Below are 16,613 nucleotides of genomic sequence, written 5' to 3'. Positions count from 1 at the left end.
GTCACCCCCGCCCCCGCCGGGGCACGGCCCCGAACTCGCTGAGCAGCCACAGCAGCGGGTCGGTGACCCGGTAGGGCTGGATGCCGGTGGGCGCGACCAGGGCGTCCCGGGTCGGCCCGGCACCCAGGGCGGAGACCCCGAAGTAGCGGTAGCGCCGGTAGCTGTTCTCCAGGTCCTGGTCGATCCGCACGCCCTCCCACTCCTTGAGCAGCCGGCGGACCTCCTCGTGGACGTCGAGGCTGTCGGCCGTGTCGAAGCGGTCCCCGGCCGGCGGGTGGCCGCGCAGCGGGCTGCCGGGGTCGAGGGTGTCCCAGAACGCGTCGAGCTTGGCGAAGACCACCGCCAGCGGGACGGTGATCCGGCCGGAGGCGCCCTGCTGCCGGGCCATCAGCATGTTCGTCACCCGGCTGAGCACGTTGACCGGTTCGTCGACCCCCTCGGACCCCGGCAGCACGGTGCCCGGCCGGGCCAGCGGGCGGGCACCGGGCATCTGCAGCGGGTCGAGGATCAGGATGACGCCGTCGGCGTTCGCCAGGTAGCGGGTGTTCAGTTCGACGTTCTCGCGCGAGTTGAAGTCCTCGCCCGCGGTGTCGAAGAAGGACAGCACGCTGTGCTGCGGGCGGGACCGGTGCAGCCGGCCGCGGCTGCGGCTGAAGCGGAACACCAGCGGCTCCACCCGGCCGTCGTTGGCCGTCGCCGTCCGGGTGCCCTGGAACAGCCGGCCGTGCCGGTACAGCTGCTCCTCGTAGTCGCTGCCGAAGCGGCGGATCGTCTCGTCGTCGGTGGCCATCAGCGCGGTGCCCAGACCGGCACCGACCCGGTTCATCAGCTCGTGCAGCAGGACGGTCATGTAGACCGTCTTGCCGGAGGCCTTCGCCCCGACCATGGCGATCAGCCGGTGGGCGACCATGCCGAACTGGACCGGCAGCATGCTGTGGCAGACCGGGCAGATCCGGTACGTCGTCTCGTCCCCGCAGGTCGGGCAGGGGGCGGCCGGCTTCCGTCCGTCGGCGCGGAAGACCGGGCCCACGTCGCCGCGCCGGCCGGTCCGTTCGGCGAGCACCGGGTCGCGTTCGAAGGCGCAGCGGCGGCCGGTGCGGCTGGGGCGGCCGCTGCACCGGAACAGGATCTCGCGGACGGTGAAGGTCTCGTAGCAGTAGGGGCAGGCGAGGCCGGCGGCCATTCAGGTCACCTTCAGTCGGTGCAGGGAGGCGGGACGGAGTTCGGCGGTGGGGGTGTCCGGGGGCTCCGGGTCGCCCGGGTCGCCCGGGGTGAGCGGCAGGCAGATCAGCCAGGAGGCGCCCCGGGTGGCGGGGAAGGGCAGTTCGACGGTGAACGGGGTCCGCGCGTCCAGCCGCCGGGCGGGCAGTTCGCGCAGCACCGTCCCGTCGGCGGCGCTGCCGGGGCAGATCCGGCCGAGGCCGTGCACCACCTGGAGGGCGGGCAGCTCGCAGGAGGTGTCGGCGACGAAGGTCAGCCGGGCCGTCCGGCCGCGCAGTCCGCGCCGGACGACGGCCTCGTAGCGGACCACCGGCGGCCGGGCGGGCAGGAGCAGTGCCGAGGGTTCGGCGAGCGGCTCGGCCGGGTGGGGGGTGAGCGCCTCCACGGTCACGGTGAGGGCGCCGCGTCCGACCCGCAGGTCGAGTCCGCCGTCGTGCTGGTAGGACCGGCGGCCGCAGCGGACGTCCCCGCCCTGGGGGAGGCCGGTGGGGTCGGGGGCGTCCAGCGTCCAGCGCACCCGGGCCTGGCGGCTGTCGGGGGGCCAGGACCAGACGATCAGGAGGTGGTCGTCGCGGCGGGTGGCGCGCAGCTGGTGGACCGGTCCGGGGTGGAGGGTCCGGCCGGTGGAGGTGGAGGTGGAGGTGGAGGCGGGGGTGGGGGTGGAAGCGGTGGGCGGGGGTGCGGCGCCGGCGGTGGTGGCGGGGTCGGGGGCGGTCGGGGGCCGGGGCGTGGTGCGGGGCGACGGGCCGGGGGGTGACGCCGGCTCACCGGGACCGGCCGGTCCGGGCGCGCCCAGGTGTCCGGGAGGTTCGGCCGGGGACTGCCACGGCTCCTCGTGCGGGGGCGCGGCGGCGGCTCCGGGCCACGGCTGCTCGGGCTGCGGCGGCCCAGGCCACGGCGGCTCGGACCGCGGGGCCTCGGGGGCCGCTGCCTCGGGGTGCGGGGCCTGCGGACGCGGGGCCAGCGGGTGCGGGGACTCGGACCGCTGGGACTCGGGACGCGGCGCTTCGGACCACGGCATGTCGGGCCACCCGGTTCCGGCCCGGGGCTTCCCGGGGTGGCCCTCCCCCGGCAGGGGGTCCTCGGGCTCGTGCCCCGACGGCGGGGCCGGCCACCCGGCGGGCCCGCCGTCCCACCCGCGCGGACCGCGCTCGCCCCCGCCCGGCCGCGGCCGGGCCGCCGGGCCGCCGGTGAGCACCCGGAGCAGGCCGAACCCCCCGGTGAGCGCCAGCCCGCCCGCCACCGCGGCCCCGGGCGCCCGCGAGCGGACGGTGAGTCCGCAGCGCTCCTCGAACCACCCGTCCGTCCCCGGGGCGGCGCTCAGCCCGCCCGCCAGAAGCAGGGTCCCCGGGACGTCCCCGCCGCGCTCCCGGACGGAGTCGAGCAGGGCGCCGACGGCGTCCGCGCCCGCCTCGCGCAGCGGCTCGACGAGCCGTCCGAGGGTCTCCCGGTCGAGCGAGACCTCGTGCTCCCCGCCCTCCCAGCGCACCCGCTGCCACGCCTCCGGTGCCTCGCCGAGCGCGAGCCGGAGGCGTTCCGCGAGCGGGAGCAGCGGGCCGACCGGCGCGCCGGGGGAGCCGAGCCGGCGCAGCAGCTCCCGGGCGACCGCCGCGTCCCAGTCGTCGCCGCCGAGCCGCCGGGTGGCGGTCTCCAGGACGCGGACGGTGCGGTCCCCGTCGACGGCGAGCAGGGTCAGGTCCGAGCTGGTGGCGCCCTGGTCGTACACCAGGACGGAGAGGCTGACGCCCTCGCGGACCGCGCCGTAGTGCAGCGCCGCGGCCACCGACTCCGGCAGGACCTGGCCGACCCGCAGCCCGGCCTGCTCGGCGGCCCGCCGCAGGGCCTGCTCCGCGCCGCCGCCCCCGGCGGCGGGCAGTGCGAGTGCCACCTCCTGCGGGGCGCCGCCGCCGCACTCCCGGCTGCGCCGGGCGAGGGCGGCCAGGACGAGGGCGGTCGGTGCGGCGGCCCGGAGCGGGTCCGGGCCGCCGGGCCGGACGGGGTCGGGCCCACCGGCCGGGTCGGTGGCGTACGGGGGGCCCGGGGCCCGGCCCGCGGCGCCGGCGAAGAGCCGGTCGCGGGCCGACCGGGCGCCCGGCGTCCGGGCGAGCCGGGGCCCGTCCGGGCCGGTGGCGTCGACCGTGGCCGGGACGTCGGTCGCGCCGGTCACCACCGGCACCCCGTCGGGGCCCGGCCAGGCGATGCGGGCGTAGCTGTCGCCCAGGTCGATGCCGTGCATCAGCCGGTTCCCCCGTCCCCGTGCCCGTATCCGTTCCCGCTGTCGTTCCCGCTGTCGTTCCCGCTGTCGTTCCCGCTCCCGGCGGTGTCGGGTGTCACGCGCACCGTGCCGTCGTCGGCGATCCCCAGGCGGATCCGGCTCCCCCGGGGCGGCTCCTGCCCGATGACGTACCGGACCACGGCGCCGAGGACGGGCTCGAACTCGTTGCGGATCTGGCGTCCGCCGTAGGCCTGCCGCTCGGGGTCGGCCATCCGTCCGGTGATCCAGGGGTGGACGGTCTTCGGGTCGTGGAGCAGCTCGACGCCGTGGCGTTCGTGCAGGGAGTCGGCGAGCTGGCCGAGCAGGCGGTCGGCGATGCCCACCACGTGCTCGGTGCGGAGCATGTCGAAGACCACCACACCGGGCTTGAGCCGCCCGTAGATCTCGGGTCGGCCGATCGCCCGGAACTTCTCCTCCACCGCGCCGGTGAAGTGCTCGTGGAGCACCTCGTACGGCAGGTCGTCACCGTGCTCGGCCAGCAGGGCGGGCAGGCCGCCCGCGCCGGTGTTGGAGGTGAAGATGATCAGGCTCTGGGAGAAGTACGCCGTGCGGCCCTGGCCGTCGGTGAGCCGGCCGTCCTCAAGGATCTGCAGGAACTTGTCCAGCACCGCCGGGTGGGCCTTCTCGATCTCGTCGAAGAGCAGCACGCTGAACGGACGCTCCCGCACCCGCCGGGTGAGTTCGCCGCCCTGGTCGTAGCCGATGAAGCCGGGCGGCGCGCCGGCCAGGCGCTCGGCCGCGTGCTCCTGCTGGTACTCGCTCATGTCGAAGCGCGCGTAGGCACTGGGATCGCCGAAGATCAACTGGGCCACGGACTTGGCGAGTTCGGTCTTGCCGACGCCGGTCGGGCCGACGAAGAAGAACGAGCCGCGCGGCCGGGCCGCCCCGGACCCGCCGAACCCCACCCCGACGTAGGCCGCCTGGAGGGCGCCCACCACCGCGTCGACGGCGGTCCGCTGCCCGATCACCCGGGTGCCCAGCTCCCCGGCCGCCTCGGCGACGGTGCGGCGGTCGATCTGGCTCCACGGGTCGACGTTGACGTTGATGCGGTGGCGCTCCAGCAGCCGCCCCGGCTCCCGGACCGGGACGTGGCGGATGTGCGAGGTCCGGGCCAGCGCGTCCAGCTCCCAGCCCGCCATGCCGTCGGTCGCGCCGACCAGCGCCTCGAACTCCGCCGGTCCGGCGTCCTCCGCGCCGTTGAACTCCCCGCCGATCATGGCGAACCAGCGGCGGCGCTCCGCCTGGTCCGGCGCGCCGACGTGCAGCACCACCGTCCGCGGGTCCTCCCGGTAGAGCCAGGCGGGCAGCCGGGAGAGGTCGCCGACCACGGCGACCACCGCGTTGCGGGCGGTCGGCGAGGGCGCGGCGGGGCCGTCGGCGGCCTTCACGGTGCCGGAACCGGCCCCGGTGGCGGCGGCCGGACCGGAGGCGTCCCGGGGCAGCGGGGTGGCGGCGTCGGACATGGCGGCGCGCAGCCGCAGGTAGCCCTGCACGGAGGAGGACTCGTTCAGCGGCAGGGCGAGGTCGACGTCCTCGAAGACGAAGGCGACCGCCGCCCCCGGGGAGGCCGCCAGCCGGTGGGCCTCGGCGAGCGCGTCGTCCACCGCGGCCAGCCGGCGGGCCGGCCGCGCGGTGAACAGGCCGTCCGAGGCCAGCCGCCGGATCCCGCCGCGGCGGGTGGCGTCCCCGTCGGGCCGGGCCGGGGGCCGCGCCGGATCGTCGGCGTCCCCCGGTCCCGGCTCCGGGCCCCGGCCCGGATGCCGGGCGGCATCCGGGCCGGGGTGCGCGGCCGACTCCCCTGTGGCCGGCCGTGCGGCGGCAGCCCTCGCGGACTGCCGCTGGTCCAGTGATTCGAAACGCCCCTGGTCGCCGTCGAGCGGGAAGACGAGACCGCCCACCGGGTCCCACCAGGCCACCGTGTCGGCGCCGCACCCGTGCAGTGCGTGGGCCAGCACGGTACGGAACGGGACCGGCCGGCCCCGCCACCACCAGCGGTCCCGGACCTGCCCGGTGAGGATCACCTGACGCCCGCGCCGGAGCTCCCAGCGCAGCGCCGCCACCCAGAGCGGCGCCTCCGCCCGGGCCACGCTCCGGCCGCCGGCGCCCCCGCCGCCGGCTCCGCCCCGGTCGGTGCCGGGTCCGCCGCTCATGTGGCGCCCCGCGCCGTGCCGTTCGGGGCGCCGTCGGCGCCGCCCGCCGCGTGCCGGGCCGTGGCGGCCGTGGTCGCCGTGCCGCTCCGGCCGACGGCCAGGCCGCCGCCGCGCGGCGGCTTGCCGTCCCAGTCGAGCTCGCCCGGGTGGTAGCCGCCCTCGCCCATCGCCTCGTGCACCCGGTCCAGCAGCGCCTCGGTCCGGTCGCAGGTCACCTCGCCCCGCTCGGGCACCACGACCACGTCCGACTCGCCCTCCACCACGTAGCTGAGGACGGCGGTCCCGTCGGTCGCACTGCCGACGCTCGTCTCGTAACGGGCGCCGTTCGGGCGCTCGAAGACCAGCACGAACTCCTTCCCCAGGTCGCCGCCGCCCGCGAACGCCAGCCCCTCGCCGGCCATCGCCTCCTTGAGCACCCCGGCCAGCTCGGCGCGCCGCTCGTACGCCAGCAGCAGCTCGTCCAGCCTGGCCTCCGCCACCGGGAGCAGCTGCTCCAGCTCCGTGACGGCGGTCAGCGCCGTCCCGCCCCAGGAGGCGCCGAGCGCGCCGGTCACCCGGTGCACGGCCGCGAGCAGCCGCTCCTGCAGCTCGGTCTCCCCGAAGTCGGCGGCGTCCCGGGCGGCGTCGCGCGCGGTCCGCTCGACCACGGCGAGCCGGTCGGCCGCCTCCGCCAGTTCGGCGGCCAGCTCCGCGGCCTGCCGCTCGGCCTCCAGCCGCAGCCGCTCGGCGGCCTGCTCCCTGGCCTCGCGCTGCAGTTCGGCGGCCCGCCGCTGCGCCTCCCGCTGCCGTTCGGCGGCCTGCTCCTGCGATCTGCGGTGCCGTTCGTCGGCCAGCCGCCGGGCGGTGGCGGCGAGGGCGGCGGAGCGGGCGGCCTGCACGGCGGCGGTGTGGCGGGCGAGTTCGTGCTCGGCGGTGCCCAGCAGTGCCTCCACCCGCAGGGACTGATGGTCCATCAGGGCCTGCCGGAGGTCGCGCAGCAGCTCGGCGCACCGCCGGCCACCGGCCGCGTCGACCTCCGGTCCGGTGTCGGCGAGCGTGGCGAACTGCCGCTCCAGCGCGGCGATCTGGTACTCCTGCCCGGCCTCGGCGGGCCGGCCGTGGTCGGCGCCCCCGGGGCGCAGCGCGAGGGCCAGACCGCGCAGCTGCTCGACCTCCGCCCCGAGCGCGGCGTCCGGCTGGTGCAGTGCGCGGGACCGCAGGTCGGCCAGCCGGTCGGCCAGCTCCCGCACGGCGGCCGGGTCGGCCGCCGTCCGCGCCGTGTCGATCAGGGCAGCCACCTCCTCCAGGCCGCGGGCCGCCGCCGCGCCCTGCTCGCGCAGCACGGCCGTGACCCGCCCGGCCCGCTCGGCCTCCTCCTGCTGACGGCGTTCGGCGGCCCGGCGGTCCGCCTCGGCCATGGCCTGCGCCCTGCGGTCCCGCTCGCGGCGTTCGGCCTCCTTCCTGGCCTTGTTCCGGGCGGCGGCGCGGCGCTCCGCCTCGGCGCGGGCCCTGGCCCTGGCCGCCGCGCGGCGGGCCCGCTCGCGCGCCCGCTCCTGCTCCAGCCGGCGCCGCCGCTCGGCCTGCCGCCGCCGCTGCGCGGCCTCGGCCGCGAGCCGCGAGGCTCCGACCGTGACGCTGCTGTACATCGGTGATCCGCTCACTGTCCGCCTCCTTCGGTGTGCCGGCCCGGTGTGCGCGGGCCGTTGGTGTGCGGTGGTGCGGCCGGGGGATGGGGGGCGTCGGTGTCCGGGGTCCGGCTGTCCGGGCTCCGGCTGTCGTCAGGGCGTGCCGGGTTCGGGTGTCCCGGCCGTCGGGTGTGCCGGGCGCTCGGGGGGTGCGGCGCCGGTGCCTCCGGACCGCCGGTACGCGGGCCCGCGGTCTGCGGTTCGGCCTGGGGATCGGCCTGTGGCCCGGTCGGCGTGTACGGGGCGGCGGCGGTGCGCGGGCGCCCGGCGCGCGGGGTCCGGCGGTCCGGGCCCGGTGGGGGCGCGGTGGCGCGGAGGGCGAATCCCCGGGCCTCGATGCGCCGTTCGATCTCCTCCCGGAAGCCGGGGACCGCCGGCACCCCGGCCCAGGAGAGCGAACCGTCGAGGCCGACGGAGAACTCGATCCCCGCGCCCGTGTCGGGTTCCGCCACCGGCTCCGGGTAGCGCGGCGACAGCCGGTGGATCCGCTGGTTGGACGATCCCCGCCAGCGCAGGTCCGCGTGCAGGGCGGCCACGTACGGGCCGTCGACGAGCAGGTCGAGCCGGTCCAGCAGGGCGCGCTGCGCCGGGGTGCCGCGCCGCAGGGTCTCGTGGCGGAAGCCGGAGTACGCCATCGCGGACAGTTCGGGCCGCGCCGCCCGGACGCCGTCCAGCAGCGCGACCAGCGCCCCGGCCTGGGCGAACGGCTCGCCGCCGGAGATCGTGACGCCCTCGATCCCGGGCAGCCCGGCTATCCAGCCGACCAGTTCGGAGACCGGTCGGCCCGGTCCGTCGGTGAACGGCAGGGTCTCCGCCGCGACGCAGCCCCGGCACCGCAGCGGGCAGCCCTGGACCCAGAGCACCGCCCGCCGGCCGGGCCCGAGGACGGTGCACCGGTCGAGGGTGCGCGCCACCGAGAGCCGTGGATCCGTTCCGCTCATGCCGTCCTCCACGTCGTGTCCGCCGTCCGGCCCGCCCGCGGCGGCCACCGGTCGGCCGCCGCCCCGTCGGGCACCGCCCCGCCCGGTGCGAGCGGGTACTCCTCGCGGCCCCGCCGCGCCAGGTCGCACCACGGGCACCAGGGCCGCTCCGCCGTGTACACGTGACGCCCGTTCTCGGCGCAGTCGCGCAGCCTGCCGTCCGCCAGCTCCGCGTGCAGGGCCGCGGCCCAGGCCGCGGCCTCCGGCCGGTCGCCGGGGCGGAGCCGCCCCTCGGGCCCGAAGGCGGCGCGCAGCAGCGCCGCGATCCGGCCGGGCAGCAGGTCGACCGGCGGCAGCGGCCCCCGCAGCGCGACGGACCGGCGGTCCGTCAGCCGGCAGCGGCCGTGCGCGAGGTTGTCGTCCAGCGAGACGTAGCGGCCGCCGCCCGCGGGGAGGCCGGCGAACGGGTGCAGTCCGGCCATCAGCAGCTGGTGCACGAGGACCGCGAGGACGAAGTCGTCGCCCGCCCCGGTCCGCCGGGCACCCGGCGCCGCCACCGTCTCCGGCGCCGTGTACCCGGCCGTGCGCATCCGGCAGGCGAACTCCCGCCCGCGGTCGGTGAACTGCCAGGAGTCCAGGTCCGCGATCCCGACCGCGCCGGACCGGTCCACCCAGAGGTTGTCCGGCTTGAGGTCGCCGACCACGTAGCCCTCCGCGTGCGCGGCGGCCAGCAGCGTGGCCAGTCCGGCCGCCGCCCGCAGCGCGGTCCGCCAGGTGGCGGACGGCAGCCCCGTCCGGCGCCCGTCCGTCCCCAGCAGGTCCGCCAGCGGCCGGTACCGGCCGCGCAGGTCGCTCATCAGGTAGCCGTGCACCCCGCCGCGCACCGCGGTGACCGCGACCCGCGGCCAGGCGGCCCCGGCGGCGGCGCCGCTGAGCAGCCGGACGGTGCGGGGCTCGCGCCGCCGGCGCACCAGCCGCTCGATCCGGGCCCGGTACTCGGCGGGGTCGGGCGGGCGCGGTACCAGTTTGGCGACCAGCGCCGGGACGTCGGCCACGGCGTACACCGTGCCTTCGCCGCCCCACCCGATTCGTTCGGTCAGCCACCACTGCCGGCCGTCGTCGGCCGTCACCCTCACGGCCATCGGGCACCGTCCGGCAGCAGGGCGCAGAGCACCGTCAGGTCGTCGCCGCTGCGGCCCGCGGACGGGCCGGAGAGCAGGGCGCGCAGCGGCGCGGCGTCGCCGCCGTTGGCGCGCAGCACGGCGGCCAGCGGCCGGAAGAAGTCCGGTGCGGCGAGCGGGCCGTGGCGGTCCGGGAGTCCGAGCGCGGAGGGGTGGTCCAGTGCGAGCGGCGCGCAGCCGTCGGTGGCGAGGACGACGCCGCTGAGGTCGGGTTCCCGCAGGACGAGGGTGGTGAGGCGGTCGCGGGCGCCGGGGGAGGAGAGGAAGACGGCCGGGGTGTGCGGCGGCAGGACGAGGCGGCACTGTTCGGCACCGCGGTCGCCGCCACCGCGGTCGCCGCCGTCGGTGCCTTCGGCGTCGGTGCCGATGCCGTCGTGGTCGTCGCCGCTGCCGGGGCGGGTCAGGACGGTGGCGAAGCAGTCGCCGACGGAGAGGAGGGCCACCCACGGCGGCCGGAGCACGGCGGCCGCCAGGGTCGCGGCCAACGCGCCCTCGTCCGGGGCGTGCGCGCCGCCCGGCCCGTCCGTCCCGCCCGGCCCGTCCGCCGCACCGGGCCCGTCCGCCACGCCCGGCCCGTCCGGCTGCGGCGCCCCGGTCGGGCGGTCGGCCGCGAGGACGGCCCGCACCGCGCGCAGGTACGCGTCCAGCACGGCGACGGACCGCTCGCCGATCCACGCCCGCCAGGCCGCCGCGTCGCCGTCGGCCGGCGGCACGCCGGCCGCGAGCAGCCGGCAGGCCGCGTCCACCGCGAGGTGCGCCCCCAGCGCGCTGCGGTCGCGACTGCCCGCGCCGTCCGCGACGGCGAGCACGACCGGCGGGTTCCCCCGGCCCCCGGGCGGGGGACCGCCCTGGCCGGACACCGCCTTGAACGCGTCCTGGCAGCCGCGCCCGCGCGCCAGGTGCGCCGTGCCCTGGACCACGGCGCCCGCCACGATCGGGCCGGTCACCGGTACTCCTCTTCCAGGTTGTCCAGGGCGTCGGCGTTCGCGGCGTACTCGTCGAGCTGTTCGGAGACCTCCGCGGCCGTGCCCCGGCCGGCCCGGTCAGAGCTCTGGAACACCAGGTCCAGGATCCGGCCGAAGTCCAGCCTCTCCAGCAGGTGGGTGGCGCGCGGCGCCAGGAGCTCCAGGGTCTCCAGGTCGGCCCCCTTGACCCCGATCACGAGCAGGGCGCACTCCTCGGCGTGCTCCGCCCGCCGCAGCTCCTCGGCGACGGCCGAGAGCTCGGCCGCGCCCAGCCGCACACCGGCGCCGTCGCTCGGCGCGCCGTCGGTGATCAGCCAGACCAGCGGCCGCAGCGCCGGGACCCGGCGGGCCGTGAGGTCCCGGTGGCGGCGGCGGGCGACGTCCAGGGCGAACCGCAGGGCCGGCACCAGGCAGGTGAAGCCCCCCGCCGTCAGGGCGGGCGTGCGGAGCCCGTCCAGCGGGCTGAACAGCGCCTCGTCGGCCGCCTCCTCCGGCGGCCGGAAGGTCCCGGCGGCGGCGTCGAAGACCCGGACCCGCGAGTCGAACGCGACCAGGCAGACCTCCACCCTGGAGCGCAGCCGGTCGCTGGCGCGGATCGAGTCGAGCCCGTGGGCGAGCGCCCGGTTGAGGTCGGCGATCGGCGGGGCGTGCGCGGGGCGGTTCATCGAGGCGGAGGTGTCCAGCAGGACGATCACCGGCTGCCGCTCGTCCAGGCCGCGGCCGAACCCGATGCCGCCGTACGCGCCCGCGCTGTCCGTGGTCACGGCGCGTCCACCGCCCTCGCGGGCCCGTCGGCGGCGGTGCGGCCGGTGGGCGGCCCGGGCGGCACGATCGCGGCCCGCAGCGGGGCGAACAGCCGGTTCACCTGTGCGACCCCGTCCGGGGTGCCGAGCTCGTGTCCCGTCCCGGACGCGCTCTTCAGCGCCTCCTCGCCGCAGCGGTCGCCGAACAGCACCAGGGCCGGGCGGGGCCGGTGCCGCCGGGACTGCCAGAGCAGGCCCTGCGCCTCCGGCGCCCGGGACCTCAGCTCGGTGGCCCAGCGCCGCGTCTGCGCGTACCCGGGGCCCTCGGTCTCCAGCAGCCAGGAGTCCTGGCAGACGGCGGCGAGGTCCTCCTCGGTGACGAGCTCGACGAGGCACAGGTCGACGGTGGTGCGCAGCGCCGACAGCGAGCGCTGGGCGACCGCCCGGTAGGGGACCAGCCGCATCCCGGTACCGGCGTCGAAGGGCATCGCGCGCAGCAGCACCTCGGCGAGCGCGGTGGCCGGCTCGGGCGCGGCGTACAGGAAGGAGTACGGGTCGGCGATGGTGCCGTCGAAGCGGCTGCCGCCGAAGTGGGAGTCGGCCGGCACCGGGTTGAACCCGGCGCCGGGGCGTCCGGTCCGGTGGCAGCGCCACAGTTCGGTGCCGGCGGGCAGGGTCCGCAGGTGCGGGCGCATCCGGAAGCCGTCGGACTCCCGGGGCGGGGGGTACGCGGGCATCAGTCGCCCTCCACCATGGACAGGGCGGCCGCGGTCAGCAGCTCGTCCGAGACCAGTCCGAGCAGTGCGGCCGGGGTGCCGCCGAGCCAGCTGTTTCCGCCGAGCCACCAGTCGGCGGCGCCCCAGGGGTCCGCTTCGGCGAGCAGCAGCCGGTTGATCCGTGCGACGACCGGCAGTGGGCCGGTGCCGGGGAGGGGGAAGGGATCGGGGCCGGGATCGGGGCCGGGATCGGGGCCGGGGCGGTCGCCGCCGCGGCCGGGGTCCGGCCCCGGGGCGGGGAACTGGAAGGCGGGGTAGCGGGGTTCACCCTCCTCGTCGACCAGCCGGATCAGCAGGCCGGCTCCGGCCAGGGCGGGCGCGTCCAGGCCGCGCGCGACCAGTTCGGCGGGGCCGAACGAGGGAGCGGCGAGCAGGCGGTGCTGCGCGAAGGCGATGATGGCGGCGGTGTCCGCCACGACCCCGGGGTTCGCGGCGGCCGGGCCGAACTCCGCGCCGAACTCCGCGGTGAACTCCGCGTTGAACTCCGCTGCGGCCTCCGTCCCCTCCAGCCAGGCCAGCAGGTCCCGGGCCGACGAGACCGTCGGCCCGGAGTCGGCGGCGACCAGCCGCGTCGAGTCGATGGCCATCCGCACCGGGTGGTCCAGCGGCAGGGTCAGCAGCACGAGCCTGACGCCCTGGAACGCCCGCCGGGTGCTCCGCTCATCGGTCTGCCCGCCGCTCCGGGCCTCGGCCAGCGCGGTCAGCCGGACGATCAGCAGCCCGTAGTGCGTGTCGTCCAGGATGGCCCGCATGTCGGCCCAGTGCTGCCGCACCAGTGCCAGCAGTTCCTCCGGGTTCATTCCGCCCCCTCCGGTCGCGCCCCGTCGGCCGTCGGCCGGATCGTCGCCCGGACCGGGTCGGCGTCCGTGCCGCCCGCCGCCCCGTCCGCGGCCCCCGGGTGGCCCTGGTGGATGAAGGCCGCCCAGATCGGCAGCCGGTCGAGGTGGGGCTGCGCCGCCTCGCGCCGCAGCTCCCCGTCGAGGCCCTCGGGGGGTTCGCGGTGCGGGTCCAGCATCCAGAGCTGGGCCGCGCGCAGTGCGTCGGCCGGGCTGAGCCCGGCCACCGCCACGTGGTGGTGGAAGACCGCCATCATCAGCGCGGAGGCACCGTCCCGGGTCGTCCAGCGCGAACCCACCACGTCCTTCGCGCCGCTCGCCAGGAACGCGGTGGCCAGGGTCAGCGCCTCGTCGTGGTCGCGGGTGGAGAGGTCGGTCTCGCAGGCGCTCAGGACGACCAGGGGCCCGGCCCGGTGGGCCGCGGCCCCGGCGGGGCGGTCCAGCAGGCGGGTCACGGTGAGCATGCCCGGGTCGGGGGTGCCGACCGGCGGCTCCCCGTTTGCGGGCCCGCCGCCGTTCCCGTTCCCGCCTCCGTTCGTGACCGCCGGATGCGCCGGGTCGGGGAGGGCGAGCGCAAGCGCGGAGACCGTCGGCCGGACACCCGCCGAACCGTGCGAGGCGATGTGCAGCAGCGAGAGCGGCGGCCGCCCGCCCCCGCCCGGGAGCAGCGCCAGCACCTCGTCCGGCGTCCCCGTTCCCGCCGTCTCCCCATCCAACTCGTAGTACTCGCCGTAGAGTTCGGCATCCGGGTAGTAGCCGTCGCGGAGGGCGAGGACCTCCAGCTCGGCCTGGGTGAGGTCCATCCGCGGGTCGGCCACCAGGACGGTGCGGGCGCCCGGGGCGAGCCGCTCGCGGGCCGCCGCCCGCAGGAACTCCCGGCCCGAGGCCGCGTACGAGAGCACCATGATCCCGCACGCGTAGCGGTGCCGTGAGCCCTCCGGGAGCCGGGCGGCGTGCCAGGGCACGGCGCCGAGGTTGCCGCAGGGGACCAGCACGACCCGGGGCGGACCGGGCCGTCCCCGGTGCCGGTCCGGGTTGGCCTCCAGCCGCTCGGCGATGCCGAGCAGGACGGGACCGACGACGGCCGGCCAGGCCCAGTCGCACAGGTCGTCGAGCGCCTGCTCCCAGGCGGCCTCGACTGCTCCGGCCGCGTCGGCGCCCCCGGCGTCCGCGGCCGCGCGGCGCAGCCGTGAGCGCTCCGCCGACACGTCCAGGAAGGCCTCCAGCGGCGCGCGCTCCGCCAGGGCGAGCTGCGGCAGGGCGAGGACCCCGGGCTCCAGGTCCGGCCCCAGGACGATCGCCATGCCGGGCGTCCCCTCCGCGCCCGGCAGCAGATACACCAGGGCGTCGGTCTCGCCCGGCCGCAGTCCGGCGGACAGCTCCGCCAGGGTCGGCGGCTCGAACAGCCCCGGGCCGCCCCGGAGCGCGTTCAGGGCCCGCCGCCGCAACAGGCTCGGGACCGGCTGCTCCGCGCCGCCGTCCCGGGCCGACTCGGCCCGCCGCCACGCGTCCGCCAGCTCGCCGTGGCCGCGTGCCGCCAGGAGTTCGGGTACCTCGGCCGAGGCGGCGGCGGCCTGCAGCACCATCGACCGGCCGAGCTCCAGCATGGTCACCGCGCGTTCGGCCTGCCCCTGGGAGCCTGCCCACTGGGCTGCGGCGAGGGCACGCGAGGCCCCCTCCCGGGCCTTGATCAGCCGGTGCTCGGCCCCGACCTCCAGCAGCACGTCGGCGGTCAGCACCTCGAAGGACTCCACCATGGCCTGTGCCGCGGCCGCCCGGTCGCCGGCGTCACCGCGGGCGCGGTAGGCCTCGGCCAGGGCCCAGAGCAGGTCGGAGTGCTTCCAGGTGCCGGTGACCGCCGCGCCCCGCCGGACCTCCTCCAACTCCTCGACGGCGCGGTCCTGGTCGGCGCGGGACTTGGTGAGTCCGGCCTTCAGGTGGCTGGCGTACGCGGTGAGCGGCTGTCCCATGCCCTGCGGGGTGATCAGGCTGGCCGGGCGTCCGGACGGTTCCCGCTCCAGGGGCGCGCGGAGCAGCTCCAGATCGCCTTCGAGCCCGGCACGGACCGTTCTGAGGGTGATCCGCAGCGGTTCCAGCAGCCCGCCGTCGCCGGGTGCGCCCTCCAGTAGGCGCAGACCCTCCTCCATGTACTGCAGTCCGGCCCACAGGGTCTGCGTCTCGTGCGTCAGCGTCCAGAGGTCCCGGTGGACGGTTCCGAGCATCAGCAGGGTGACTCCCAAAGCGTCGTCGCCTTCCGGCAGGGACTCCCGCACGGCGAGGAGTTCCGCGAGACAGGCCTCGACGCCCGCCCGGTCCTCGGCGCGGTGGAGCCGGCGGCTGCGCTGGCTCGTGGCGAGGACCCGGATCTGGGCGGTGAACGACCCGGGGAGGGAGACGAGCTGCCCCAGGACCTCGGCGAACTGCCGCTCCGCGGCCTCGGCGTCGACCAGGTTCCCGCCGACGTACTGCGCGGTGGACAGGACGGCGGGGCCGATGGAGTGGAGCATCTGCTGCCAGTCGCTGCCGGGCGGCATTCCGTCGGAGGCCTGCCGCAGGACGCCGAGGACGTCGGCGATCAGGTCCTGGTCCCGCTGCCGCAGTGCGGGGACCATGGTGGCCGCGGTGTAGGCCAGGGCGTCCTGCGCCGCGTCGGCGGGATCGCCGGTGCCGTGGCTCCGGCCGGTCCGGACCTGCTCCGCCAGCCCTGCCAGCTGCTCCGGCGTGAGGGAGCCCGGCACCGTCATCTCCACCAGGGCGAGCGCCAGCGCCATGGACCGGTCGAACTCCTCGCGTTCGGCCTCCGCTCCGAGCGGTGGACGGGGCCGGGGCGGTTCGGTGGGCACGGATTCCGTGGGCGTCGGTTCGTCGGGCGCGGGCTCGGTGGACGCGGGCTTCGCGGGCGCCGGTTCCGTGGCTGCCCGGTAGGCGGGACCCGGGGGGTCGACGGGCGGTGCGGCTGCGGGCAGGGACGAGGACGCGAGGCTGAGCATCACCCGTAGCTGCTTCAGGTTGGGGAAGTCCGGCGGCAGCGAGTCGATCAGCGGTCCGATGCCCGCGACGAAGTCGGCGGCACTGCCGTGGGCCAGACCGAGCGCCATGGCCATGGTGTCCAGGTGCAAGCGCACGTGTGGTGGCAGCGGGGCGTCCCGCAGGTCGTCCAGCAGTCCGCGCAGTTCGGTGAGCTCCGGGCCGCGGAAGTCGAGGGCATCGGTATTGTCCAGCTGCCAGGCGATCACGGTGGAGAAGTCCACCGCGCCCCCGGGACGCTTCGCGGGGGGCACCGGGAACAGCAGGGTGGCGAGGTACACGGTGGTCCGGTGGGCCTCCCAACCGGTGAGCGGCGTCCCGCCGCTCCGCGCCTCGCGGAGCAGCCGCAGGGCGCGGGGCCGGTCGGCGGGTTCCGTGCCGCCCCTGTTGTGGCGGACGGCGAGCAGGCCGCCGAGGCGCGCCGCGAGGAGGGTACGGATCGGCTCGTCAGCTTCCAGCAGCCCCTCCAGCTCGCCGAGTTCACCGATCAGCCGGTCGTGGGCCACCGGGTCGTCGATCCGCGGCCGGGGAGGTCCGGACGGGTCGGGCAGCAGCAGCGCCTCGGCCCGCCCCGTCGCGTCCAGGGCCCAGGCACGCACCCCGGCAAGACCGCTGCCGTCGGTGAACTGTGGCTCTGGAAGATCGTTCTGACCAACCGTCATGATGCGACTCCGTCGTCCGTGCGCCTCGTGGCGTCCACATCATGGCCCGCCCCGGGGGTGCCGGAACCCCGCTCGGGCCCGGCGACCGGATCCCAACCGGGAACCGACCGCGTTCCGCCCGCAGGCGCCTGCGTCCCGTCCGGATCCGCCCCCGCGCGGGCCCGGACGGGACGGGGCCGGACCGCTGGGGGCT

General features: G+C 77.6%; 11 protein-coding genes. All 11 read right to left on the bottom strand.

Features of this window, described 5'->3' with window-relative positions; translation table 11 throughout:
* Position 1: 1 nt before the first annotated feature.
* Genes OG550_RS03935 through OG550_RS03885 form a run of 11 tightly spaced genes read right to left on the bottom strand, consistent with a single transcriptional unit; the run spans position 2 to position 16,420 of the window.
* A complete protein-coding gene (locus tag OG550_RS03935; protein WP_327674525.1) occupies positions 2-1,183 on the bottom strand; it encodes a TRAFAC clade GTPase domain-containing protein in 1,182 nt (393 codons plus the stop codon).
* Positions 1,184-3,457, bottom strand: a complete 2,274-nt coding sequence (locus OG550_RS03930; protein ID WP_327674523.1) for an Hsp70 family protein — start codon at positions 3,455-3,457, stop codon at positions 1,184-1,186.
* Positions 3,457-5,646, bottom strand: coding sequence for an AAA family ATPase (locus OG550_RS03925; RefSeq protein ID WP_327674521.1), 2,190 nt, complete (start codon positions 5,644-5,646; stop codon positions 3,457-3,459). Before OG550_RS03925 ends, OG550_RS03930 begins: the two co-directional genes overlap by 1 nt.
* Positions 5,643-7,286, bottom strand: a complete 1,644-nt coding sequence (locus OG550_RS03920; protein WP_327674519.1) for a hypothetical protein — start codon at positions 7,284-7,286, stop codon at positions 5,643-5,645. Before OG550_RS03920 ends, OG550_RS03925 begins: the two co-directional genes overlap by 4 nt.
* Positions 7,283-8,251, bottom strand: coding sequence for a 4Fe-4S single cluster domain-containing protein (locus OG550_RS03915; protein ID WP_327674517.1), 969 nt, complete (start codon positions 8,249-8,251; stop codon positions 7,283-7,285). The genes OG550_RS03920 and OG550_RS03915 overlap by 4 nt, the downstream gene beginning before the upstream one ends.
* Positions 8,248-9,372, bottom strand: a complete 1,125-nt coding sequence (locus OG550_RS03910) for a hypothetical protein (protein ID WP_327674516.1) — start codon at positions 9,370-9,372, stop codon at positions 8,248-8,250. Before OG550_RS03910 ends, OG550_RS03915 begins: the two co-directional genes overlap by 4 nt.
* On the bottom strand, positions 9,363-10,358 hold the full coding sequence (locus tag OG550_RS03905) for a protein phosphatase 2C domain-containing protein (protein ID WP_327674514.1): 996 nt from the start codon (positions 10,356-10,358) through the stop codon (positions 9,363-9,365). The genes OG550_RS03910 and OG550_RS03905 overlap by 10 nt, the downstream gene beginning before the upstream one ends.
* Positions 10,355-11,140: a vWA domain-containing protein gene (locus tag OG550_RS03900; RefSeq protein WP_327674512.1), complete on the bottom strand. Its 786-nt coding sequence runs from the start codon at positions 11,138-11,140 to the stop codon at positions 10,355-10,357. The genes OG550_RS03905 and OG550_RS03900 overlap by 4 nt, the downstream gene beginning before the upstream one ends.
* Positions 11,137-11,856 (bottom strand): RES family NAD+ phosphorylase, encoded by a 720-nt coding sequence (locus tag OG550_RS03895; protein ID WP_327674510.1) that lies wholly within the window; start codon positions 11,854-11,856, stop codon positions 11,137-11,139. The genes OG550_RS03900 and OG550_RS03895 overlap by 4 nt, the downstream gene beginning before the upstream one ends.
* Positions 11,856-12,695, bottom strand: a complete 840-nt coding sequence (locus OG550_RS03890; protein WP_327674508.1) for a hypothetical protein — start codon at positions 12,693-12,695, stop codon at positions 11,856-11,858. Before OG550_RS03890 ends, OG550_RS03895 begins: the two co-directional genes overlap by 1 nt.
* Positions 12,692-16,420, bottom strand: coding sequence for a CHAT domain-containing protein (locus OG550_RS03885; RefSeq protein WP_327674505.1), 3,729 nt, complete (start codon positions 16,418-16,420; stop codon positions 12,692-12,694). The genes OG550_RS03890 and OG550_RS03885 overlap by 4 nt, the downstream gene beginning before the upstream one ends.
* Between the last annotated feature and the right edge of the window lie 193 nt (positions 16,421-16,613).

Origin of the sequence: Kitasatospora sp. NBC_00458, from assembly GCF_036013975.1 — a bacterium.
Taxonomy (GTDB): Bacteria; Actinomycetota; Actinomycetes; order Streptomycetales; family Streptomycetaceae; genus Kitasatospora.
The sequence above is the reverse complement of the archived record's forward strand: the minus strand, read 5'-3'. Positions and strand labels throughout refer to the sequence as shown.

Coding starts and splice junctions, on each gene's coding strand:
- OG550_RS03935 (WP_327674525.1), bottom strand. CDS start 1,183: ATGGCCGCCGGCCTCGCCTGCCCCTACTGCTACGAGACCTTCACCGTC.
- OG550_RS03930 (WP_327674523.1), bottom strand. CDS start 3,457: ATGCACGGCATCGACCTGGGCGACAGCTACGCCCGCATCGCCTGGCCG.
- OG550_RS03925 (WP_327674521.1), bottom strand. CDS start 5,646: ATGAGCGGCGGACCCGGCACCGACCGGGGCGGAGCCGGCGGCGGGGGC.
- OG550_RS03915 (WP_327674517.1), bottom strand. CDS start 8,251: ATGAGCGGAACGGATCCACGGCTCTCGGTGGCGCGCACCCTCGACCGG.
- OG550_RS03910 (WP_327674516.1), bottom strand. CDS start 9,372: ATGGCCGTGAGGGTGACGGCCGACGACGGCCGGCAGTGGTGGCTGACC.
- OG550_RS03895 (WP_327674510.1), bottom strand. CDS start 11,856: ATGCCCGCGTACCCCCCGCCCCGGGAGTCCGACGGCTTCCGGATGCGC.
- OG550_RS03890 (WP_327674508.1), bottom strand. CDS start 12,695: ATGAACCCGGAGGAACTGCTGGCACTGGTGCGGCAGCACTGGGCCGAC.
- OG550_RS03885 (WP_327674505.1), bottom strand. CDS start 16,420: ATGACGGTTGGTCAGAACGATCTTCCAGAGCCACAGTTCACCGACGGC.